The organism is Parasalinivibrio latis, assembly GCF_036825535.1.
Classification (GTDB): domain Bacteria; phylum Pseudomonadota; class Gammaproteobacteria; order Enterobacterales; family Vibrionaceae; genus Parasalinivibrio; species Parasalinivibrio latis.
In genome coordinates this window covers 2803927-2825186 of sequence record NZ_CP098812.1, presented here as the reverse complement: position 1 = coordinate 2825186, position 21260 = coordinate 2803927, and the positions used below count along the sequence as shown (strand labels likewise).

Genomic DNA, 21260 nt, shown 5'->3' with positions numbered 1-21260 from the left:
CATGATCACACTTGACCAAGCTAAAGAATTGGTCAGTCTGCTTGAAGGAGGCGACCGAGACGGAGCAAATGAACTGCTTACGTCCGTGGTTGAAAATAACCAGGAAGCCCTTTTTAAAGAAGTAGGTAAACTGACCCGGCAACTACACGATTCGATCACAGACTTCCGCATTGACAATCGGCTGTCAGAATTGGCTGCCAGCGATATGCCAGATGCCCGTGACCGACTTTCCTATGTTCTGGATAAAACGGAAGCTGCCGCCAACAAGACCATGGATGCCGTTGAGCGTACGCTTCCAATGGCCGATAAGCTGCAGGAAAGCCTTCAACAAGTCCGCCCTCAATGGAATGCTCTGATGCACGGTAAAATCGCATTGGAAGAATTCAAAGCGCTTTGCCACCGTATTGATGCGTTGCTAACGGAAGTTGAAGGCGATTCAGTGGAGCTTCACAGTGAGTTAACGGAAATTCTGATGGCTCAGGATTTTCAGGATCTCACCGGCCAGGTTATCCGAAGGGTAATTGAACTGGTTCAGGAAGTTGAAACACAACTGGTCGAGATTCTAAAAGCATTTGGTACAGAGCACTCTCTCGAAGAAGAGGCCGCCAAACCCGTTGAATCCCACGAACCGGAAGGGCCAATCATTCACCCGGAGCTGCGTGACGATGTCGCTCAGAATCAGGATGAAGTGGATGATTTGCTCTCCAGCTTAGGTTTTTGAGGTTAGAGTATGAGCTTTGAAATGGATGAAGAAATCCTCCAGGACTTTCTTATCGAAGCAGGAGAAATTCTTGAGGAACTGTCGGAACAGCTCGTAGAGCTTGAACAGCGTCCTGAAGACTCCGCATTGCTTAATGCGATTTTTCGTGGGTTCCATACAGTAAAAGGTGGTGCCGGCTTCCTCGGTTTGAGTGAACTGGTTGATGCCTGTCACGGTGCAGAAAACGTTTTTGATACTCTCCGCAATGGTGGCCGCACACTTACGGCTGAGGTTATGGACGTGATTTTGCAGGCTCTGGATGCTGTCAATGACATGTTCCAGAGCGTGCAAAGCAGCGAACCACTGACTGCAGCCGATCCGGCGTTGATCGAAGCACTCCATTTCTACGCCAAACCGGAATCAGCGGAAGAAAAAGCCGCGGCAGAAAGTGCGCCTATTGTTGAAGAAGCGCCAGCAGAGCCGGAACCAGAGCCAGAACCCGAGCCGGTTGTTGAAGCGCCCGCAGAGCCTGTAGCCAATGGTGAAGCTATATCCGGTGGATCAGTGGATGAAATCACTGATGATGAATTTGAAGCACTTCTGGATCAACTCCATGGATCCGGCGGCAGTCCTTCAAAAGATATTCCTGCATCAAAACCGGAAGTGGTTGCAGACGTTCAGGCTGACAGCGGTGATATTACCGATGACGAATTTGAACGCTTGCTGGATGAACTGCACGGCGTAGGTGGTGCTCCAGGTAAAGCTGCTGCAAGTACACCTGCTCCTGCACCTAAACCGGCACCTTCAGCCCCGGCCATGGATGAAGGCCTGATGACTGATGATGAATTCGAGAAGCTGCTTGATGAGCTTCACGGATCAGGAAAAGGGCCGACAATTGAAGAACTCGAAGCGGCAACAAAACCGGTAGCAGCCATGGTGGCTGAAAACGGAGGAGCGGATACAAAACCAGCCCCTGCGGCAACACCGGCAGCACCGAAAACTGCTCCAAAAGCAGAGCCGCCAAAGCCTGTTGCGGCAGGTGGTGGGAAGCCTCCGGCTCCACCAGCCAAAACTGGTGGTGCAGTAGCAGCAAAAGACAAAAAACCGCCTCAGGGTGAAAGTACTGTCCGTGTTGATACCTCCACGCTGGATACCATCATGAACATGGTGGGTGAATTGGTTCTTGTGCGTAACCGCTTGGTTAGCCTGGGACTGAACAGCAATGATGAAAGTATCTCCAAAGCAGTGTCTAACCTGGATGTGGTTACGGCAGACTTGCAAGGCGCGGTGATGAAAACCCGCATGCAGCCAATCAAGAAGGTATTTGGACGCTTCCCTCGCGTTGTTCGTGACCTTGCCCGTAACCTCAAGAAGGAAATCGTTCTTGAGATGCGCGGTGAAGAGACCGACTTGGATAAAAACCTGGTTGAAGCTCTGGCAGACCCAATGGTCCACTTGGTGCGTAACTCGGTTGACCACGGTATTGAAATGCCGGATGTCCGTGACAAAGCCGGCAAACCACGTGTAGGTACTATAACGCTAGGCGCTTCACAGGAAGGTGACCATATTCTGCTGACCATCGAAGACGATGGGGGCGGTATGGACCCAGACAAGCTGCGAGGTATTGCCGTAGAGCGTGGCATGATGGATACCGATGCAGCTGCCCGTTTGACCGATAAAGAATGTTATAACCTGATTTTTGAAGCTGGTTTCTCCACCAAAAAAGAGATCTCTGATATCTCTGGCCGTGGGGTAGGGATGGACGTTGTTAAAACGGCTATCAACCAGCTCAATGGTGCTATCTCCATTGATTCCCATATGGGTAAAGGCACCATCATTGAAATCAAGGTTCCTCTGACTCTGGCGATTCTGCCAACCCTGATGGTCGGTGTAGGTGAACAACCATTTGCCTTCCCGCTTTCAAATGTCAGCGAAATCTTCAACCTGGATTTGACCAAGACCAACACAGTTGACGGCCAACGGACGATTTTTGTCCGAGAGAAAGCCATTCCCCTGTTCTATCTGCAGGATTGGTTGGTGACAGATATGTCACGCCGCAAGGATGAAAACTATGGTCATGTTGTGGTGATTCAGGTGGGTAACCAGGTGATCGGCTTTGTTGTCGATACACTGTTTGGCCAGGAAGAGGTCGTAATCAAGCCACTGGATGCAATGTTGCAAGGTACTGCCGGTATGGCAGGTGCAACAATTACCAGTGATGGCCACATCGCTTTGATTCTTGACGTACCGGGGTTATTGCAGAGATACGCTGGAAAAGCATAACAATAAATAAGGAATACCATGGCGCTAAAAGTGCTAGTTGTAGACGACTCCAGCTTTTTTCGTCGGCGCGTAACAGAAATCATTAACGCTGATTCCAATTTAGAAGTGGTTGATACCGCTGTTAACGGCAAGGAAGCCGTTGATAAAGCGCTAAAGATTAAGCCAGACGTGATTACCATGGATATCGAAATGCCGGTTATGGATGGTATAACCGCAGTCCGGGAAATCATGAAAGCGTGTCCTACACCTATTTTGATGTTTTCATCGCTGACCCATGATGGTGCTAAAGCCACCCTCGATGCGTTGGATGCCGGTGCCCTTGACTTTCTTCCTAAGAAGTTCGAGGACATAGCCCGTAACCGGGATGAGGCAACCAGCCTGCTTCAGCAACGTGTAAACGAAATTGCGCGCAAGCGCTTCCTGATGCGACGCGCTCCAGCCTCTCGCCCGGCGACGCCTTCACCAGCGAGCAAGCCTGCGTCATCGTCAACGGCACCTGTCCGCCCTCTTTCTGGCGGAGCGGTTCCGGCGAAGCGACCAGTCGCACGCTTTGCGGCATCAGGTAAACGCTACCAGCTCGTTGCTATTGGCACATCTACGGGTGGGCCGGTTGCGCTGCAGAAGATCCTGACCAAGCTGCCATCTAATTTTCCGTTGCCGATCGTCCTTATCCAGCACATGCCGGCGACCTTTACGTCTGCATTTGCATCACGACTTAACGGTCTTTGCAAAATATCTGTTAAGGAAGCGCAAGACGGCGACATGCTTAAGCCAGGGTGTGCGTATCTTGCACCAGGTGGTATGCAGATGATGGTTGATGGCCGTCCTGGTGCTGGAAAATTACGTATCATCGACGGTGGTGAGCGTATGAACTATAAACCTTGTGTTGACGTGACATTCGGTTCTGCGGCCAAATCCTACGGTGACAAAGTTTTGTCCATGGTGTTGACCGGAATGGGTGCAGATGGCCGTGACGGTGCAAGAATGCTGAAAGAATCCGGTTCAACGATTTGGGCTCAGGATGAAGATTCTTGCGTGGTTTATGGAATGCCTCAGGCCGTGGCAAAAGCCGGCATTTCCAGTGAGGATTTACCACTGGAGCGAATTGCTGAGAGAATTTTAGTCGAACTTGGACTGTCGTAAGGAGTTGTCGTTGATCGTTTGGAGTGTTGCGAACCAGAAGGGAGGCGTCGGGAAAACGACCACTACGGTAACGCTTGCTGGTTTACTCAGTGAGCGAAATAACCGCGTACTTCTGGTTGATACGGATCCGCATTCCTCGTTGTCGTCATACCTCAACTTTGATCCCGAGCAGTTACCTGCCAGTTTGTTCGACCTGTTCCAGTTAACAGAGGTCAACCGTAATACGGTTCGGCCTCTGATTCTGAATACAGAATTTCGTAACATCGACATCATTCCTGCCCATATGTCTCTTGCAACCCTTGACCGGGTTATGGGAAACCGGGGGGGGATGGGACTGGTACTGAAAAAGGCACTGGCATCTGTATCTGATGACTATGACTATGTGCTGATTGACTGCCCGCCTATTCTGGGTGTCATGATGGTCAATGCGTTGGCAGCAAGTGATCGTATCCTGGTTCCAGTCCAGACTGAGTTTCTGGCGATGAAAGGCCTTGAACGCATGATGCGGACACTGCAAATCATGCAGAAATCCCGCACCAACCCGTTCAAAGTTTGTATCGTTCCCACAATGTATGACAAGCGGACTCGAGCTTCTTTGCAGACCTTGCAGGAATTAAAAGTTCGTTACCCTGATCAGGTGTGGACATCGGCTGTACCGATCGATACTAAATTCCGCGATGCAAGCCTCAAGCATATGCCTCCTTCTCTTTATGCCAAAAACTGTCGTGGAGTATTTGCGTACAAAACGCTGCTGACATATCTCGAGAGGTTGGAGCAAGATGAGCGCAAATAAAGCCCTTGCCAGAGAGCAGGCTCTTGACGATTACTTTGACGCTTTGTTGGCTGAAGCTGAAGAGACTGTTATTGAAGGCGAGGCGCTCGCAGAAGAGTTGGTTATCCACCATTCGGAGCTTGAACAGGAAATCGACGTTGTAGCTGATGATGACATCCTGCTTTCAGATCCCTTTCTATCTGATGAAATTGCAGATGAGAGGGGAAGTTCCGAAGAACTCAGTATTGAATTGACAGAGCCGAATGACGCACTGGATTTTTCGAAAGACAGCACTGGTGATTTAGGTGAAATTCCGGAAACCGGTCCTGAATATCCAGAATCTGGTGAATTTCCTCAATATGTTGAAGAGACAATTATTGAGACTCCGGAAGCCTGTGACGATGAGTCCCAGGAGACCATTGTGGATGCTGGGCTGGCTGACGCTGCTGAATTAGCTGAAGTTGAAGAGCCTGTAATTGCCAACGGGCCTGACATGGCGATTCCAGACGATTCAGTTTCGCATTTACATGTTGTTGATGATGGCGGTGAAATTCAGGGGTGGGATCTTGAGGATGACGGTGAAGAACTTTCTTCCTACCCGTTGGAGCAAGAGCCCGAACCTCAGCTTCAGATAACCCCCAAGGTGGATGAGCCAGTCAGGGTTCCTCTTTACAAGTCAGAAGCAGATCTTTCCCATATTGAAGCCTTGTTGGCCCAATTAAAGACTCAGGACGCTGTTGAAGAAGAATCTGTCACTGTAGTTGCTGAGCCTGAAGCTGAAACGGTTACTGAAGAAGTCATTCTGGAGCCGGAGATTGACACCGTTGAGGAGACGACGGTTTCAGCAGAAGCTGAGAGCGAGCAGGGTACGGAAAGCACTGTTGAAGATGCTACGGAAACCAGTCCGGAAACGCAGGCTGCCGGTGATCATCTGCCTCCTGAGGACTGGAGCAATATTGATTACGGTGAGCGATTCCAGGTTCTGTTTTTTGAATCCTGGGGGGTGACCTATGCAGTTCCATTGGCTGAACTGGGTGGTATCCACAAACTGGAAGAGTTAAATCATCTCATTGGCAGACCCGACTGGTATATGGGCCTACAGTCAAACAGGGAAATGAAATTTGATGTAGTCGATACAGCAAAATGGGTTATGAACGACAAAATTTCTGATGACGACCACCGTGAAAGCTATAGTTATATTGTAGTCTTAGGGAATAGTCGTTGGAGTTTGGCTTGTGACACGTTAATTGGAACTGAAACAGTTGAAAGTGTTCAGGTTCGTTGGCGTGAGACTGCCGGGAAGCGCCCTTGGCTGGCCGGTATGGTAAAAGAAAAGATGTGCGCACTTATCCATGTTGAAGCGCTGGTTGCCTTGTTGGATAAGGGAATTGATGCCAAGCAACTTGCGTAGGTTGCGTTAAAAGTAGGTAAAGAGGAAATCCGATGTCTCAGATTGCAGAAGTACAGAAAGAAGGCGTAAAGGATGATGTATTGCAGTGGGTAACCTTCCAGTTGGAAGACGAAACCTACGGCATCAACGTTATGCAGGTACGTGAAGTTCTGCGCTACACAGAAATTGCCCCGGTTCCGGGCGCGCCGGATTACGTCCTTGGCATTATCAACCTGCGTGGTAATGTCGTTACCGTTATTGACACCCGTTCACGCTTTGGCCTGGTACCTGGCGAGATCAGTGATAACACCCGTATCATTGTGATTGAGGCAGAAACCCAGACCGTGGGTATTTTGGTCGACAGTGTTGCGGAAGTGGTTTACCTGAAGAGCTCAGAAATTGACACCACTCCAAGTGTGGGTACAGATGAGAGCGCCAAATTTATTCAGGGCGTCAGCAACCGCGACGGCAAACTGTTGATTCTCGTTGACCTCAACAAACTCCTCAGTGATGAAGAGTGGAATGAGATGGCTATGCTCTAATGATTGCATTACTTATTCAGTGGTCCCCGTTGGTGGTATCACTGCTCATACTGGCTGTATGCGTTCTGGGTCTCCGGAAGGAAAGGAAGGCACGGGAGTCACTGGAAAATAAGTGTAATGCAATGGAAACGGTGCTGAAAAATGCCCGGGTTCAAAATGAGAGTCTGGCAAAACAACTGGCAGAATTACGTGCCGGAAGTCTGGGAATGGGTGAGAAGCTGGCAGAAATGGCTGGCATTATCGACGAGTTTGACAAAAAGCTGAACTCCGTAGAAATGACCGATCCCGACAGTCGTCTGTACAGCCGTGCTAGCCGCATGGTTGAGTTGGGGGCGGACCTCGAGGAGCTGATGGAGGAGTGCGAACTTCCCAAAGCTGAAGCGGAACTGTTGATGAACCTGCGTAAACGCAGTGCTTCCCGTCAGCGGTAAACCCCGTAAGCCAATCAACATTCCATTTCCTTATACTTTTTTGTTGATGCCAAACCCCTCCCACCCAGGAGGGGTTTTTCCTTCCATAAACCACGCCATTGCAATCAGTTCCGCGATAACATAATAAAGCGGCTCCGGAATCTCTTCGCCAACAGCAAGCCGATCCAGCCAGTCCGCCAGCACTTTATCTTCATGGACCAAACCACCATTTTGCCGAAAGTCCTCGACCAACTGTTCGGCCAGCTCACGGTAACGTTTGTCACTGACTGTTGGGGCACCAGAACCATCATATTTGAGTGCAATAGCACGTTTATCTGAACTCATCGTTATCAATCAAAGCCTGTATATAGGAATCCATGTGATAGACATAAAAAGGGTATAGCGTTGCTCATGGCCGCTTCCAATAGTTAAATCTTGATACTCAAACCAGTACCCGCAAAGTTGCTGTCATCCCCAATCAATGTGACGTCTTCTGTCACTGAGCATTGGCTGAGCGAAATACCGTGTAAGGCTAACCGCTCCTCCAGGTAAACCGTGATCGGAATCAGGGTCTTTTTGAGCGCCCTATCTGAAGCAGTCAGGGTTAATGACAGTTCCCGCTTTTCGTAAATGGCTTCTGCCTTAATGACCCCATTTAAAACTGGCAGTGTTACTGAAAGGTGCCAGCGCTCTTTTTTCCTCTTGGCCTTGCCGCCTTGTGATTCATCGTTTTTAACTATTACTTCAATAAGTTGGTTTTGACCGTGGCCTGTAGGAATATTCCACTGGAATTCTCTGCCAGGGTGTTCCTGCTGGGGGTGCACACTTGCAGGGTGGTGTTCCGGTGCTGACGCAAGCGCTTTTTGAAGTGCAAGCAACTTTAGCAGAGCATGTTGCTGCTGATGAGTGGTAGGGGGGATGCCGTCATCGGCATCACCTTTGGCGACAAAATGTTTCAATGCGCTTAGCAGTGCATTTTCAGCTTTCCGGCCTTCCAGCCAGGCCTTCAGTTTCTCAGGATCACCAGGAGGCAACAGTTGTGATGCGAGGCTACGGCCTTGTTGGGTAGTGCTGAGTAAGGGTAACAATATTGCGTACACGGGCAAGCGGGAAAACAGGTGTTGCAAAGCTTGCTGGGCAGTGGTGTCTGACTGTGCAAGCGGCAGTGAAACCGGCGTGTTAACAGAACTTCCAGTAGAAGAAGAGGTCATATTGCTTGCCGTCAAAATTCGAGCAAGAAGTGCTGAGGTAATATCCACGTTCATTCACAAATCTTATGCCTGTTTACAGTTTATAGCACGTGCTAACTAACGACTTAAGTGAGCCTTGTGATACCATCGTCGCATAATTGTTTCGTAAGAATTAGTCCGATTTATGCTCGAAGTCAGAGACCTAAGCTGTACGCGGGATGAAAGACTGTTGTTCAGCAATTTGAACTTTTGTATTGAGTCCGGTGAGCTGGTCCAGATTGAGGGACGCAATGGTGCGGGTAAAACAACCTTGCTGCGCATTATTGCGGGATTGGGACAGGCTGACAGTGGTGAAATTTGTTGGCGTGGCGAACCGGTCGCGAAATCCAGGGATGTTTTTCACAGCGATCTGTTGTTTCTGGGGCATTCCCCCGGGGTCAAAAGAGAACTGACTGCTTATGAAAACCTGGAATTTTACCAGGCGATGCACGGTCAGAAAGATAACGAGGCTATCTGGCACGCGCTGGCAAAAGTCGGTCTTGCAGGACGGGAAGATGTTTCAGCCGGGCAGCTTTCAGCCGGCCAGCACCGCAGGGTGGCACTTGCCCGGCTATGGTTGAGTAAGTCCCCACTATGGATTTTGGATGAACCGTTAACTGCAATAGACAAGCAGGGTGTTAAAGTACTGGAAGCATTGTTCCAGAAGCATGTCAGTGAAGGGGGCATTGTCCTTTTTACCACTCACCAAGATATGTTTGACGGCTGTGACAACCTGCGAAGAATTAAATTGGGGAATGCATGATCAGTGCGTTAAGAACTGTAATCCGTCGTGAGCTACTGATCGCGTTCCGACGCCAGGCAGACGTATTAAACCCTCTGTGGTTTTTTATAATTGTTATTACGCTGTTTCCACTGGGAATTGGCCCTGAGCCCAACCTGCTTGCGCGTATAGCGCCCGGGATCGTTTGGGTAGCGGCATTGCTAGCCGCGTTGTTGTCCCTGGAACGCCTGTTCAAAGATGACTTTGCTGATGGTTCTCTTGAGCAGATGATGTTGGCACCGGAACCTCTGTCGGTCCTGGTATTGGCAAAAGTCATCGCGCACTGGTTGCTCACTGGCTTACCTCTGTTGATCCTGAGCCCGCTGATTGCGGTATTACTTTCATTAGATTTTGAATCCTGGAAAGCGGTGGCTCTGACTCTGTTAGTAGGTACTCCCACACTGAGTTTCCTGGGCGCAATCGGTGTGGCACTGACAGTAGGCTTAAGGAAAGGTGGGGTGCTTCTTAGCCTGCTGATTCTGCCGCTGTATATTCCGGTTTTGATATTCGCTACCTCGGCAATTGATGCCGCGGGGCTTTCCATGGCATACAACGGCCAACTGGCTATTTTGGGCGCCATGCTTGCCGGGTCTGCGACCATGGCACCACTTGCGGTGTCAGCGGCGTTGCGGGTCAGCATACAATCATAAAAGTACTTGGAAGATAGACAATGTGGAAATGGCTTCATCCTTACGCAAAACCTGAAGTGGCTTACCGGCTTTGCTCAAAGTTGCTGCCTTGGTTTGCTGTACTTGCCGCGGTATTCCTGACTGTAGGTACTGTTTGGGGGCTGGCTTTCGCGCCAACTGATTATCAGCAGGGCGACAGTTTCAGAATCATCTATATACACGTGCCTTCTGCCATTTGGTCGATGGGGGCGTATATGTCCATGGCGATTGCCGCCTTTATCGGTCTGGTGTGGCAAGTACGTATGTCAGACTGGGCAGCTGCGGCAATGGCTCCTGTCGGTGCTGTTTTTACCTTTGTGGCTCTGATTACCGGTGCATTCTGGGGTAAGCCGATGTGGGGTGCCTGGTGGGTGTGGGATGCTCGCCTGACTTCAGAATTGATTCTCCTTTTCCTCTACCTGGGTGTTATCGCGCTTTACAACGCTTTTGATGATCAGCGTTCAGGCGCCAAGGCTGCCGGTATTCTCGCCATTGTCGGCGTGGTGAACCTTCCAATCATCCATTTCTCTGTAGAGTGGTGGAACACATTGCACCAAGGGGCGACAATCACCAAGTTTGCAAAACCATCCATTGATTCAGATATGTTATGGCCGCTGCTTAGCAATATCTTTGGTTTTGCGTTCTTCTTTGGTGCTGTCAGCATCATGGGTTTAAGAAATGAGATTCTGAAACGGGAGTCTCACCGCCCTTGGGTTCGTGATTTGGTAAGCTGAGGAGGCCGTATGCATTTTAATACCCTGACTGATTTCTTTGCCATGGGTGGCTACGCCTTCTATGTCTGGACCTCATTTTTTATTACAGCTATTGCCATGGGGTGGGTAGCTGCCGTCCAAATAATAAATAAAAAAAAGCTGCTGAGCGAAGTACGCAAGCGGATTGACCGAGAAAAACGAATTAAAGAAGCTGAGAAGTTGGAGAACACACTATGAATCCAAGACGCAAAAAGCGCCTGACGTTGTTCGCCGCGTTGATTGCCGGCGTGGGTATCACAATCGGTCTGATACTCTATGCACTCAACCAGAATATGGATTTGTTCTATACACCAACGGAAATCGTACAGGGTAAACCGGATGGCACGAAACCGCATGTCGGCCAACGCCTTCGAATTGGCGGTATGGTTGTTGTTGGCTCGGTCAAGCGTGATCCAGAGTCACTGAAAGTCAGTTTTGATGTGGCTGATGTGGGTCCGAAAGTCACTGTTGTTTATGACGGCATCCTGCCGGATCTTTTCCGTGAGGGGCAGGGTATCGTGGCACAGGGTGTTTTAACCGACAGCCATACGGTTAAAGCCAGTGAAGTGCTTGCGAAACACGACGAAGAATATATGCCTCCTGAAGTGGCTGAAGCCATGGATAAAGCCCATAAACCTCTTGATTACTCTGAAACTCAACTCCAGGGAAGCAAATAATGATCGCTGAACTTGGACATTTTGCCCTGATAGTTTCTCTAGCACTGGCTGTGCTCTTGAGTTTCTATCCTCTTTATGGTGCCAGCACCGGCAACCAGGCACTAATGCGAACTGCTCGCCCACTGACTGTGGGCATGTTCGTCATGCTGTTGATTTCATTTATTGCATTATGCTGGGCTTTCTACACGAACGACTTCACCGTCGCCTACGTGGCAAGCAACTCCAACAGCGCCTTGCCATGGTACTACCGCATTACTGCTGTCTGGGGGGCGCATGAAGGTTCCCTGCTGCTTTGGGTTCTGATCCAGGCAGGCTGGACGCTGGCAGTCGCGATTTTCAGTCGTGGTATGCCCTTGGAATCTGTTTCTCGCGTGCTGGCAGTGATGGGCATGATCGCAGTAGGTTTCCTGCTGTTTATCATCATGACATCAAACCCGTTTGAGCGGACATTGCCACACTTCCCTATTGACGGCCGTGACCTCAACCCGCTCCTGCAGGATCCAGGCTTGATTGTACACCCGCCGATGCTTTACATGGGCTATGTGGGTTTCTCTGTTGCCTTTGCCTTTGCTATCGGTTCACTGATGGCTGGCCGGTTGGATACTGCATGGGCGCGGTGGTCTCGCCCGTGGACAACGGCTGCATGGTTGTTCCTTACCCTGGGTATTGCGCTGGGCTCATGGTGGGCCTATTACGAACTCGGCTGGGGCGGCTGGTGGTTCTGGGATCCGGTTGAAAACGCCTCTTTCATGCCTTGGCTTGCCGGCACAGCACTGATGCACTCACTGGCAGTCACTGAAAAGCGCGGTACATTCAAAGCTTGGACTGTGTTGCTGGCAATTTCTGCGTTCTCACTGAGTCTGCTGGGTACCTTCCTGGTTCGTTCCGGTGTACTGGTATCAGTCCACGCCTTCGCCTCTGACCCGGCGCGTGGCCTGTTTATCCTTGGTTTCCTTGTTGTGGTTATCGGTGGTTCCCTGCTGCTTTATGCACTGCGTGCTTCAGAAGTTCGTACCCGTGGTAACTTCGAATTGGTTTCACGGGAGAACAGTCTGCTTGCCAACAATATTCTGTTGGTCGCGGCACTGTTGGTTGTACTGATTGGTACCCTGTTGCCGCTGGTTCACAAGCAACTTGGCCTTGGCTCGGTTTCTATTGGCGAACCTTTCTTCAATATGCTCTTTACCTGGCTGATTGTGCCATTTGCTATCCTGGTGGGCATTGGCCCTCTGGTGCGCTGGAAGCGTGACAACCTGGCAAACTACACCAAGCCAATGGCTGTGTCGGCTGTACTTGCAGTCGTACTGGGTATCGGCCTCGTGATGGTATTTGCCGGCACTTTCATGCCTTTGGCTGCTTTGGGCGTTGCTCTTGCCGTGTGGATCATTTCCCTGCATGCCTACGAAATTTATGTCCGGGCAACACACCGCCACAGTTTTGCTGAGGGCGTGACCAAACTGGGTCGCAGCCACTGGGCGATGGTTCTGGGCCACGTCGGTTTGGCCGTTACCATTATCGGTATCGCTTTGGTGCAGAATTACGATATCGAACGTGATGTGAAAATGGCCCCAGGGGAAAGCATCGTCCTGCAGGGTTACACCTTCAAATTTGCTAGCCTGCGTGAAAATGACGGCCCTAACTATGATGGCTGGATCGCTGATTTCGACATCCTGAAAGGTGACAAGAAGATCAATACCCTTCATGCAGAGAAACGCTTCTATAACGTTGCCCGGTCAATGATGACTGAAGCTGCTCTTGATCGTGGCTTCACCCGTGACCTCTATGTGGCGATGGGTGAGCAATTGCCTGATGGGGCCTGGGCTGTGCGTATTTACTATAAGCCATTTGTGCGTTGGATCTGGGCTGGCAGCCTGTTCATGGCTATTGGTGGTGCGTTCGCGATCAGTGACAAGCGTTACCGCTTCCGTAAAAAGTCTCCCAAAGCGGCGTTGAAAGAGGTTGAGTCATGAAACGTCCTTTAATGTTTATTCCATTGGCGCTGTTTCTGGCGCTGGTGGCAGTGTTCGTTGTTCAGCTGAACCGGAATGCCGGTGGTGATGATCCAACGAAACTGGAATCTGTACTGGTTGGCAAGCCTGTGCCGGAATTTCGCCTCGAAGATCTGGCGCAGGATGGGAAGCTTTACAGCCAGGATATATTCAAAGGTCAGCCTTTGCTCCTGAATGTATGGGCCACCTGGTGTCCGACCTGTTATGCAGAGCACACCTACTTAAATGAACTGGCAGCGAAGGGCGTTAAAATTATCGGCCTTAACTACAAGGACGACCGGTTGAAAGCTATCGACTGGCTGAATGACCTGGGTAACCCGTACCTTGTTAGTCTCTATGATGGCAACGGTATGTTAGGCCTTGATTTGGGCGTCTATGGCGCGCCGGAAACATTCTTTATTGATGGCAACGGTATTATCCGTTATCGCCACGTTGGGGATGTAAATGCCCGAAACTGGAAAGATACTCTGGAGCCAATTTACCAGAAGATGCTGAAGGAGGCCGGTGATGCGAAATAATATTTCACTTGGTCGCTTATTGAAAAAAGCGTCACTTGCTCTGGTTACAGCGTTGATGATTTCAGTACCGTTATACGCTGCGATTGATATTTATGAATTCGATTCCCCAGAACAGGAAGCGATGTTCCACCAGTTAGGGAAGGAGCTGCGTTGCCCTAAGTGCCAGAACAACAATATTGCAGACTCCAATGCTGCCCTGGCGCAGGATCTTCGTATGAAAGTCTACGAGATGCTTAAGCAGGGTAAATCAGAGAAAGAGATTATTGATTATATGGTTGCCCGTTATGGCAATTTTGTTACTTATAATCCGCCGATGACATTCTCTACGGCGATTCTCTGGGTCGGCCCGTTTGGCTTCCTGATCATCGGATTTGCTGTTCTGGTCATTCGCAGCCGTCGAAAAAATACCGTTGCAGCTGAACAGAGCTCTCTCTCCGACGCAGAGCAAAAGCGCCTTGATGCTTTGCTCAATGATAAAGATTCTGAAAACGACAAGGCAGATAACCGATGACCCTATTTTGGATTGCAGCCTTAATACTGATTATTGCCGCGATTTCGGTGCTGCTGGTTCCTATGTTGGCTGGCAGGCAGTTTGATGATCAGGCAAGTCGCGATGAACTGAACAAGGCGTTTTACCGGGAGCGCGTTGCAGAGCTCAACGAAGAAGCAGAAGAAGGGCTGGTAGAGAATACGGGCGAGATGGCCGTTGAACTGCAACAGTCCCTGCTTGATGATGTCCCTGGGAAAAATGAAAAAGCCATTTCCAGTGTCAGCCCTTGGATGGCTTTACCCGGTATTATCGTCATCATTGGCCTGAGCCTTGGCCTATATATGATGAAAGGTAATATTGGGAAAGTAGAGCAGTGGCATCAAATCAGCGAACAGTTGCCTGAGCTTTCAACTCGACTGTTGTCTGAATCTGCTGAGCCGATGAGCGATCAGGAGATGTCTGATTTAACCCTGGCACTTCGCACCCGTTTGCAGCAAACCCCTGATGATGCAACAGGCTGGTTGCTGCTGGGACGCATCGGGCTGGCTAACCGTGACCTGCAGACCTCTGTAGGTGCCATGGGTAAAGCCTATGCACTGGATCCGAATAACAATGATGTGAAGCTCGGTTATGCCCAGGCACTGATGTTTACATCAGACCAAAGCGACCAGAACAAAGCGAGGGAGTTACTGCGTCAGGTCATCCGCAATGACCACACTAACCTCCGTGCTATGTCTTTGCTGGCATTTGATGCATTTGAGCGCGGAGCGTACGAAGAATCGATTGCCGCCTGGAGTGCTATGAAATCAATGCTTCCAGAAGGGGACTCCCGTCGGCAGATGCTTGAGCGCAGTATCGCCCAGGCTGAAGCTAAACTAAACCCGGTTCATGCAGATAAATCTGTCCAGGTGTCAGTTTCTCTGGCTCCAGGTGTAACGTTGCCTCAGGACGGTGTTTTGATCGTTTCTGCTCACCCTGCAGACGGTGCACCAATGCCGCTGGCAGCAAAGCGTCTCCCGTTGTCATCATTTCCGGTAACGCTTGAGCTGACCGATGCCGACAGCATGATTGCCGAGCGCAAGATGTCTTCTGTGCCGGATGTAATTGTCAAAGCGCGGATTGATAATGATGGCAACGTTATGACCCGTGACGGGGACTGGATTGGTGTCAGCGAGCCGGTAAAACTGGGTGGAAAAGTGGACATTGTGATTAATCGAAAGCAATAATAGATGTTCAGTGACCCTAATTGAGTAAAACAGACCGATAATACCGGTCTGTTTTTTCATGAAATAACGAAATAAAAACCGAGAATAAGATGTCTAGTAACATGCGAAAGGCGTTGATAATTTCTCTTCTCTCCGTGCTGTTTGTATCAGGTTGTGCGAGCAACAGAACAGTGGCAGAGAAAGAAGCAACTGCACATCCGGATGATCCATTTGAGGGCTTCAACCGGGCAATGTGGACAGTTAACTATGACTACCTTGACCCATATGTCGCCCGTCCGGTATCCGTAGCATATGTAGATTATGTTCCGACCCCTGTCCGCTCAGGAATCACCAACTTTCTCAGTAACCTGGAAGAACCGTTCAGTATGGTTAACAGCCTGGTAATGCTGGAAGGTGAGCAAGCCAGCAACCATTTTGGCCGCTTCTTTATGAATACCATTTTTGGTCTGGGTGGATTAATTGATGTTGCCTCACGTGCAGGAATTCCTAACGAGGGTGACACGGAGTTCGGCGATGCCATCGGACACTACGGTGTAGGAAACGGGCCGTACTTTATGTTCCCTGTATATGGGCCAACTACCTTGCGTGAGGGTGCCGGTGGAGTGGTTGATGGTTTATACCCGGTTATGTCTCTGTTGACGCTTCCGCAGTCAATCCTGAAATGGGTGTTCCAGGGAATGGAAGATCGAGCAGCAATGGTCCAGCAAGAAGAGTTGCTTGAGCGTTCACCGGACCCTTATATTACGGTGCGTGATGCCTACCTTCAGAATCAGGATTTCAAAGCCGGTATAGAGCGAAAACCGGACCCGGAAGAAGATGCCTTCCTTGACGATTTTATGGATGAAATTGACGGGGAATAGACGTTCTAAGTGCTGAGTTTAGTCGTCATGAGAGGCTAGTAAGGGTTAACCTGACTGCTTCGTAAACGTACCGTAATCAAAAAGGGCTCCGAGGAGCCCTTTTGTATATCTGATGATCTTTCGACTTTAGAAGCGGTAACTTGCCTGAACACCTGCCAGCCAAATATCGCCGGAAACGGTGCCTTTGAATTCTCCACCAAACATTTCAGCCTGTTCATCCGATGGGATATTATCACGGGCTTCTTTTACATCTGACTTGTTACCCAGGATATAGGTAACGCCGGCGTCCAAGGTCAGGTTTTGAGTGAATTGGTAGCCGTAACCCACGCTGAACCAGTAACGATCCATTTCAGGAATAGTCAGGGTACGGTTGGCATCGCTGACCGCAGAGCGATCCCATGCAAAACCGGTGCGTAGTTGGGTTTTGCTGTCGAGCTGGTAAGTTGTGCCTACAGCAAAACGGTAGCTGTCCTTCCAGTTTTCCTGCTTAACCAGTTGGTTAGGCTTTGAAAGTGCAGGGATATGGGCTTCCAGTTTCTCAAACTGGCTCCAGTCAGTCCAGTTGATGCTGGTGTGAAGAGCCCACTGCTTATTAAGCTGATGAAAAGAGGCCAATTCTGCGCTGGCTGGTAGTACAAGTTCCATACTGCCGGCAAATTTTTGCGCAGGATTATGAGGATTAAAGCCAAAGCCATTTGCATGACCTTCAAGGTTTAAATCAACCTCTGAACGATAGTTAAAACCAACGCGGTTGTTCTCGTTCAGTTGCCATGCTGCACCAGCTTGCCAACCCCAGGCGGTATCATCACCTTCCATGTACTTTAAAGTAGTACCTTTCGGAACAAAACCCAGCGCATTATCCATCGAGTTTGTAGCGCCGATTGACCCCTCTCCCATCACAAAGCGTACACCACCGCCAACACTGAATTGATCGTTGATCTTGTAGGCAATATTTGGGTTCACTTCAACTGTGGTAATAGAGGCTTCGTTACCAAACTGGGTACCCAGGAAGCTGTCATCCAATTTGGTAGACATACCGAAATTGGTGCCAACCGCAAAACCGGCGGTCCACTTTTCATTGAATTGGTGCGTTAGGTAAAAGTTTGGTACCAGAGCCCCGTTTGCCATGTTTTTGGCAGAAGTGGCTTTATTTAGTGTGGTGTTGGTACCTTCAATATCAATATTTGGTGACACATAAATTCCGCCCACAGAAATCTGGGTACCTTCCAGGTAGGTCATCATCGCTGGGTTACGGAACTGTGCTGATGCGTTGTCAGCCATAGCCGCTTCACCGGCAAATGCGCGGCCAAGGCCAGTTGCAGAATATTCTGCCAGTTGGAAACCGGCGCTGAAGGCCGGCGTTGAAAGGGTGCCGAGAGCAACGGCAATAGCAATCGTAAGTTTCTTATTATTTTGCATAGCTTCTTGTTCGCTGAAAATTTTGGTCACAATAGAGTATTCACTCAAAGATATTGATCAAATTTGAGGTGTGCTACCACGTTATAACGATACATATATCTGTTATTCATTAATTTATTGGTTATTTATCCGTTACATTTTGTACTATAACCGAGTGTTCAATGAATTTGGGTGAACACATGTACCAGAATTTTAAGTTTAAGGTTACAGATGTACGCTGAAACTTCGGTGAACTTAAGTTGGTTTAGACTGAGTGGTGGGAAAATTGGGACGGAAGTTACAAAAACACCAATATACTGGATCAGAAAAGGGAGCCGAAGCTCCCTTGCGATATATAGCAGTGTACGCTGAATTTAGAATTTGTAGCTGTACTGGATACCGTAGAGCCAAGCATTGGCACGGGTTGTGGCAGTCACTTCATTTAATAACGATTTGGTTGCATCCAAAGGAACAAGCTTGTTTTCGTTGACGTTAACGTCCTCACCCATTAAGTACGTGAAACCAAAATCGATATCGGAGTGTTTGCTCATGTGGTAGGTAAAGCCGGCAGAGAACCACTGGCGGTCTGAGTCTGGGACAGAGATAGAAGTGATTTCATCCTGTGCACTCATGTCGTACATATAACCCGCACGTAGCGTCCAGTCTTCATTCAGGAAATAGGTACCACCTACAGAGAAGTGCCAGGCATTTTTCCACTCATAAGTATTGAGTGGTTCACTTGCCCCTTCAGTTTCCAGAACCTTAAATTCTTCCCACTCAATCCACTGTACGCTATAAGACAGCGCAAATTTATTGGTTAGCTTGTGATAGCCGGAAATTTCTGCCAAATCAGGGAGGGGCATTAACAGATCACCTGATTGTTGGATTCCCGCTTTTTCAATTTTGCCATCAGCTTTGAGCTCCGGGCTCTTGCGATATGAGAAACCTAAGCGGTTATCTTTGTTGATTTCAAAAGTTGCCCCTGCAATCCAACCAAACGCAATGCCGTCTGCATCAATGTCTACGGCTTTTTGGGTTCCAATTTGTCGTTGGAGATTTCCTGACCCTTGGATGATGTCTAATCCCGCGCCAACTGACCAAATCTCATTAATTCGATAGGAGGTTGCTAGGCCAAGATTCACGCTTTTTACATCAGTGAGACCACCAAATAAATTGGCTTCATAGTCACTTGAGAACTCTGTTTTGGTTCCAAAGTTGGAATACAGGCCAGCACCGACAGCCCACTTACTACTAATTGGATGCACGTAATAGATGTTTGGAACCAGTGATGTGCCACCTATTTGTTCATCACTTAATTTCTCAGTGCCCATTGGGATGGCACCAATCTGGGTGTTGAGCGTCTTTTTATACTCAGCATCCTTCACCTTCACATCCGTATCAATTGCCACCAGGCCCATAGTAATGGCTGGTGCATCGAACAGCGACATGGCTGCTGGGTTACGGGAGATGACTGAGGCATTGTCAGCGATAACAGCGTCACCGGCGAAAGCTCGGCCCAGGCCAGTGGCGGAGTGCCCGTTAAGCTGGAAACCGGCGGCGAATGCTGAGGTTGTGCTGCCCGCAACAGCGATAGCGAGAGCGGTGCGGACAAAAATCTGCTTCTTATTCATTTAATGAATTATCCTTGTGTGATTATATTTAATTGTTATTTTTATCAATTAGTTAGGCTGGCGAATTGTAGATGCAACTGAGTGGGTAAGAAATTAGACCAGTATGTAACCATAGAGGGAACAAGGGTGGATAATGCACCGAGTTTAATACACCAAGTAAAAAAGGGAGCAAAAAGCTCCCTTATTCAATCGGTTAGCGTAGTTATATTTTTTGGGACAAACCGTGGGTCAGTTGTTTGGCAACCGGCATAATTTCTTCCGAATTCTCACCTACAACAATAACCGTGGCATCTTTGGCAGGAACCGCCATCGAACTCATTTTCCCATCACTGTACAACGCTTCCTGGCTGATTTTTTCAGGCACTACAAACACCGTCATTTTCTTCCCGTCAGGCATGCTCATCACCATGTGCAATGCGTTATTGCTTCCGAAGCTGCAGTGGTTAAGGTAATCAATATGCCCCGGTACGGCACTGAACTGTTTACCCAGCGGTGAAAGCTTGGCATTGACCTGGGTCAGGGTTGCCTGCTCGTTAATACCGTCAACAAACGGTGTCTCATCGTAGTAATGCGCCAGTGCAATTTCGTTTAGGTTGGTTGGTGATGGCTCCCAGGGCGCTTTTCCAACCAGTATTCCGACAATAAACGCGACAGAGGCTGCAATAGCCAAAGGCCAACGGACTGCTATTTTTGTTTCACGACGTCCGGCTAGCTCATCACCGTCATCCGATTCACGGCTTTGGTGGAAAAGAACCTGATCGGCAAGGTGGTCAGGCACATCAACCTTCAATGTTTGGGCTATCAGTGCATCCAATTGATCCAACTCTTCTGCAAGTGCCTGGTTGGAGGAAGATGACTGTTTTGCCTCAAGGATCTCCGGTGATTTGTCCTGAGGATCGGCAAAAATGCGACGGCGGAACTCAAGATCGTCCATTTGTTTGCCCCCTTGTCTGGCTGTTTCCACTTAACTGGTCTTTTAACATGTTTCTTGCCCGGAAGAGCCGGGTCATAACCGTATTTTTGTTCAGGCTGAGTATATCGGCGATCTCTTCACCGCTGAAACCTGCCAAAACCTGCAATACCAAAGGCTCTCTGTATTCTGCGGGAAGCTTCATAATTTGCCGGTGCAGCAACTGCTGCTCCATGGAAGCCTCTTCGGACGGGTGAGACGTATCAGCCACAGCGTGATCATCAATATCAACCAGATCAAACTGCTTACGCTCAAACCGGCGTGCATTCTCCCTGCGCAATATGGTGATCAGCCAGGCTTTTGCCGCATTGTCATCAGCCAGGCTATCAAGAGATCGCCAGGCCCGAAGGCAGGTCTCCTGAACCAGGTCTTCTGCAATGTGCTGGTCTTTACACAACCAATAAGCGTATCGGTAGAGATCTTTATGCCAGGCTCTCACCAGCGCTTCATATCTTCTTTGCTTATCCATGTCTACAGAGACCGGAGTCGCTTCAGGTTTCTTTCCAAAAAAATTTTTTAGCATATTCCTTTGCTCTTAAAGGCAGGTAGCTTGGATCTTTTATTGGTCAACATGCCCTGACGAGTGTAGCAGTGAACACAATGGACAGTAACTGAACTGGTTGCATATGCGTTTATCAGCGAACCACCTGCATATCCCAAATGCCCTTAAGCACTGTGAACAGGACACTTGAGGTTGTTTGGGTATATCCGCCCTAAATTTGATCTGCTTCAAAAAGCCGACTGATGGAATGAGTATAGTGGCAGGGTCATCGGGTGACTGTGATCCGGTGACACTTCCTTTTTGAAGGCT

23 protein-coding genes are annotated in these 21260 nt (G+C 49.2%); 17 read left to right on the top strand and 6 right to left on the bottom strand.

Features of this window, described 5'->3' with window-relative positions:
- Position 1 precedes the first annotated feature (1 nt).
- From NF212_RS13045 to NF212_RS13015, 7 genes are read left to right on the top strand one after another with little or no spacing between them, the layout of a single operon-like run.
- A complete protein-coding gene (locus NF212_RS13045; protein WP_434356285.1) occupies positions 2-721 on the top strand; it encodes a protein phosphatase CheZ in 720 nt (239 codons plus the stop codon).
- 9 nt (positions 722-730) lie between these two features.
- Positions 731-2983, top strand: a complete 2253-nt coding sequence (locus tag NF212_RS13040; protein ID WP_434356283.1) for a chemotaxis protein CheA — start codon at positions 731-733, stop codon at positions 2981-2983.
- Positions 2984-3001: 18 nt separating this feature from the next.
- Positions 3002-4126: a protein-glutamate methylesterase/protein-glutamine glutaminase gene (locus NF212_RS13035; protein ID WP_434356281.1), complete on the top strand. Its 1125-nt coding sequence runs from the start codon at positions 3002-3004 to the stop codon at positions 4124-4126.
- A gap of 10 nt (positions 4127-4136) precedes the next feature.
- Complete coding sequence (locus NF212_RS13030) at positions 4137-4919, top strand: ParA family protein (protein WP_434356279.1); 783 nt, start codon at positions 4137-4139, stop codon at positions 4917-4919.
- Positions 4906-6309, top strand: coding sequence for a chemotaxis protein CheW (locus NF212_RS13025; RefSeq protein WP_434356277.1), 1404 nt, complete (start codon positions 4906-4908; stop codon positions 6307-6309). The genes NF212_RS13030 and NF212_RS13025 overlap by 14 nt, the downstream gene beginning before the upstream one ends.
- 32 nt (positions 6310-6341) lie before the next feature.
- Positions 6342-6830 (top strand): chemotaxis protein CheW, encoded by a 489-nt coding sequence (locus NF212_RS13020; RefSeq protein ID WP_434356275.1) that lies wholly within the window; start codon positions 6342-6344, stop codon positions 6828-6830.
- The gene (locus tag NF212_RS13015; protein WP_434356273.1) at positions 6830-7261 is read left to right on the top strand and encodes a DUF2802 domain-containing protein; all 432 of its coding nucleotides are present in this window, start codon (positions 6830-6832) and stop codon (positions 7259-7261) included. Before NF212_RS13020 ends, NF212_RS13015 begins: the two co-directional genes overlap by 1 nt.
- 30 nt (positions 7262-7291) lie before the next feature.
- Here the strand turns inward: NF212_RS13015 and NF212_RS13010 are convergent, their stop codons facing one another.
- Complete coding sequence (locus NF212_RS13010) at positions 7292-7585, bottom strand: EscU/YscU/HrcU family type III secretion system export apparatus switch protein (protein ID WP_434356271.1); 294 nt, start codon at positions 7583-7585, stop codon at positions 7292-7294.
- A gap of 83 nt (positions 7586-7668) precedes the next feature.
- Complete coding sequence (locus NF212_RS13005; protein WP_434356269.1) at positions 7669-8505, bottom strand: hypothetical protein; 837 nt, start codon at positions 8503-8505, stop codon at positions 7669-7671.
- A 109-nt stretch (positions 8506-8614) separates the two neighbouring features.
- On the opposite strand from NF212_RS13005, the gene ccmA reads away from it, so the two are divergent.
- The 10 genes from ccmA to NF212_RS12955 all read left to right on the top strand — a co-directional run bounded on the left by ccmA (position 8615) and on the right by NF212_RS12955 (position 16450).
- Positions 8615-9232, top strand: a complete 618-nt coding sequence (gene ccmA / locus NF212_RS13000; RefSeq protein ID WP_434356267.1) for a cytochrome c biogenesis heme-transporting ATPase CcmA — start codon at positions 8615-8617, stop codon at positions 9230-9232.
- The gene (gene ccmB / locus NF212_RS12995; RefSeq protein WP_434356265.1) at positions 9229-9900 is read left to right on the top strand and encodes a heme exporter protein CcmB; all 672 of its coding nucleotides are present in this window, start codon (positions 9229-9231) and stop codon (positions 9898-9900) included. Before ccmA ends, ccmB begins: the two co-directional genes overlap by 4 nt.
- Positions 9901-9920: 20 nt before the next feature.
- Positions 9921-10652, top strand: coding sequence for a heme ABC transporter permease (locus NF212_RS12990; RefSeq protein WP_434356263.1), 732 nt, complete (start codon positions 9921-9923; stop codon positions 10650-10652).
- A 9-nt stretch (positions 10653-10661) separates the two neighbouring features.
- Positions 10662-10868: a heme exporter protein CcmD gene (gene ccmD / locus NF212_RS12985; protein ID WP_434356261.1), complete on the top strand. Its 207-nt coding sequence runs from the start codon at positions 10662-10664 to the stop codon at positions 10866-10868.
- Complete coding sequence (ccmE, locus tag NF212_RS12980) at positions 10865-11347, top strand: cytochrome c maturation protein CcmE (RefSeq protein WP_434356259.1); 483 nt, start codon at positions 10865-10867, stop codon at positions 11345-11347. The genes ccmD and ccmE overlap by 4 nt, the downstream gene beginning before the upstream one ends.
- The gene (locus NF212_RS12975; RefSeq protein ID WP_434356257.1) at positions 11347-13317 is read left to right on the top strand and encodes a heme lyase CcmF/NrfE family subunit; all 1971 of its coding nucleotides are present in this window, start codon (positions 11347-11349) and stop codon (positions 13315-13317) included. Before ccmE ends, NF212_RS12975 begins: the two co-directional genes overlap by 1 nt.
- On the top strand, positions 13314-13874 hold the full coding sequence (locus tag NF212_RS12970) for a DsbE family thiol:disulfide interchange protein (protein ID WP_434356255.1): 561 nt from the start codon (positions 13314-13316) through the stop codon (positions 13872-13874). The genes NF212_RS12975 and NF212_RS12970 overlap by 4 nt, the downstream gene beginning before the upstream one ends.
- Before the next feature lie 19 nt (positions 13875-13893).
- On the top strand, positions 13894-14385 hold the full coding sequence (locus NF212_RS12965) for a cytochrome c-type biogenesis protein (RefSeq protein WP_434360884.1): 492 nt from the start codon (positions 13894-13896) through the stop codon (positions 14383-14385).
- Positions 14382-15590, top strand: coding sequence for a c-type cytochrome biogenesis protein CcmI (gene ccmI, locus NF212_RS12960; protein WP_434356253.1), 1209 nt, complete (start codon positions 14382-14384; stop codon positions 15588-15590). Before NF212_RS12965 ends, ccmI begins: the two co-directional genes overlap by 4 nt.
- A 101-nt stretch (positions 15591-15691) precedes the next feature.
- Complete coding sequence (locus tag NF212_RS12955; RefSeq protein WP_434360883.1) at positions 15692-16450, top strand: MlaA family lipoprotein; 759 nt, start codon at positions 15692-15694, stop codon at positions 16448-16450.
- A gap of 126 nt (positions 16451-16576) precedes the next feature.
- Here NF212_RS12955 and NF212_RS12950 read toward each other — a convergent pair whose 3' ends face one another.
- The 4 genes from NF212_RS12950 to NF212_RS12935 form a co-directional block, all read right to left on the bottom strand.
- Positions 16577-17869, bottom strand: coding sequence for an outer membrane protein transport protein (locus NF212_RS12950; RefSeq protein ID WP_434356251.1), 1293 nt, complete (start codon positions 17867-17869; stop codon positions 16577-16579).
- Between the two features lie 353 nt (positions 17870-18222).
- Entirely contained in the window at positions 18223-19479 is a 1257-nt protein-coding gene (locus NF212_RS12945) for a porin (RefSeq protein ID WP_434356249.1), read from the bottom strand.
- 202 nt (positions 19480-19681) lie between these two features.
- Positions 19682-20413, bottom strand: a complete 732-nt coding sequence (locus tag NF212_RS12940; protein ID WP_434356247.1) for a DUF3379 family protein — start codon at positions 20411-20413, stop codon at positions 19682-19684.
- Entirely contained in the window at positions 20400-20972 is a 573-nt protein-coding gene (locus NF212_RS12935; protein ID WP_434356245.1) for a sigma-70 family RNA polymerase sigma factor, read from the bottom strand. The genes NF212_RS12940 and NF212_RS12935 overlap by 14 nt, the downstream gene beginning before the upstream one ends.
- Positions 20973-21260 lie beyond the last annotated feature (288 nt).

What these genes read in the sequence shown, in the direction of transcription:
- NF212_RS13045 (WP_434356285.1), top strand. Translation starts at nt 2, where the DNA reads ATGATCACACTTGACCAAGCTAAAGAATTGGTCAGTCTGCTTGAAGGA.
- NF212_RS13040 (WP_434356283.1), top strand. Translation starts at nt 731, where the DNA reads ATGAGCTTTGAAATGGATGAAGAAATCCTCCAGGACTTTCTTATCGAA.
- NF212_RS13035 (WP_434356281.1), top strand. Translation starts at nt 3,002, where the DNA reads ATGGCGCTAAAAGTGCTAGTTGTAGACGACTCCAGCTTTTTTCGTCGG.
- NF212_RS13025 (WP_434356277.1), top strand. Translation starts at nt 4,906, where the DNA reads ATGAGCGCAAATAAAGCCCTTGCCAGAGAGCAGGCTCTTGACGATTAC.
- NF212_RS13020 (WP_434356275.1), top strand. Translation starts at nt 6,342, where the DNA reads ATGTCTCAGATTGCAGAAGTACAGAAAGAAGGCGTAAAGGATGATGTA.
- NF212_RS13015 (WP_434356273.1), top strand. Translation starts at nt 6,830, where the DNA reads ATGATTGCATTACTTATTCAGTGGTCCCCGTTGGTGGTATCACTGCTC.
- NF212_RS13010 (WP_434356271.1), bottom strand. Translation starts at nt 7,585, where the DNA reads ATGAGTTCAGATAAACGTGCTATTGCACTCAAATATGATGGTTCTGGT.
- NF212_RS13005 (WP_434356269.1), bottom strand. Translation starts at nt 8,505, where the DNA reads ATGAACGTGGATATTACCTCAGCACTTCTTGCTCGAATTTTGACGGCA.
- ccmA (WP_434356267.1), top strand. Translation starts at nt 8,615, where the DNA reads ATGCTCGAAGTCAGAGACCTAAGCTGTACGCGGGATGAAAGACTGTTG.
- ccmB (WP_434356265.1), top strand. Translation starts at nt 9,229, where the DNA reads ATGATCAGTGCGTTAAGAACTGTAATCCGTCGTGAGCTACTGATCGCG.
- NF212_RS12990 (WP_434356263.1), top strand. Translation starts at nt 9,921, where the DNA reads ATGTGGAAATGGCTTCATCCTTACGCAAAACCTGAAGTGGCTTACCGG.
- ccmD (WP_434356261.1), top strand. Translation starts at nt 10,662, where the DNA reads ATGCATTTTAATACCCTGACTGATTTCTTTGCCATGGGTGGCTACGCC.
- ccmE (WP_434356259.1), top strand. Translation starts at nt 10,865, where the DNA reads ATGAATCCAAGACGCAAAAAGCGCCTGACGTTGTTCGCCGCGTTGATT.
- NF212_RS12975 (WP_434356257.1), top strand. Translation starts at nt 11,347, where the DNA reads ATGATCGCTGAACTTGGACATTTTGCCCTGATAGTTTCTCTAGCACTG.
- NF212_RS12970 (WP_434356255.1), top strand. Translation starts at nt 13,314, where the DNA reads ATGAAACGTCCTTTAATGTTTATTCCATTGGCGCTGTTTCTGGCGCTG.
- ccmI (WP_434356253.1), top strand. Translation starts at nt 14,382, where the DNA reads ATGACCCTATTTTGGATTGCAGCCTTAATACTGATTATTGCCGCGATT.
- NF212_RS12955 (WP_434360883.1), top strand. Translation starts at nt 15,692, where the DNA reads ATGCGAAAGGCGTTGATAATTTCTCTTCTCTCCGTGCTGTTTGTATCA.
- NF212_RS12950 (WP_434356251.1), bottom strand. Translation starts at nt 17,869, where the DNA reads ATGCAAAATAATAAGAAACTTACGATTGCTATTGCCGTTGCTCTCGGC.
- NF212_RS12945 (WP_434356249.1), bottom strand. Translation starts at nt 19,479, where the DNA reads ATGAATAAGAAGCAGATTTTTGTCCGCACCGCTCTCGCTATCGCTGTT.
- NF212_RS12940 (WP_434356247.1), bottom strand. Translation starts at nt 20,413, where the DNA reads ATGGACGATCTTGAGTTCCGCCGTCGCATTTTTGCCGATCCTCAGGAC.
- NF212_RS12935 (WP_434356245.1), bottom strand. Translation starts at nt 20,972, where the DNA reads ATGCTAAAAAATTTTTTTGGAAAGAAACCTGAAGCGACTCCGGTCTCT.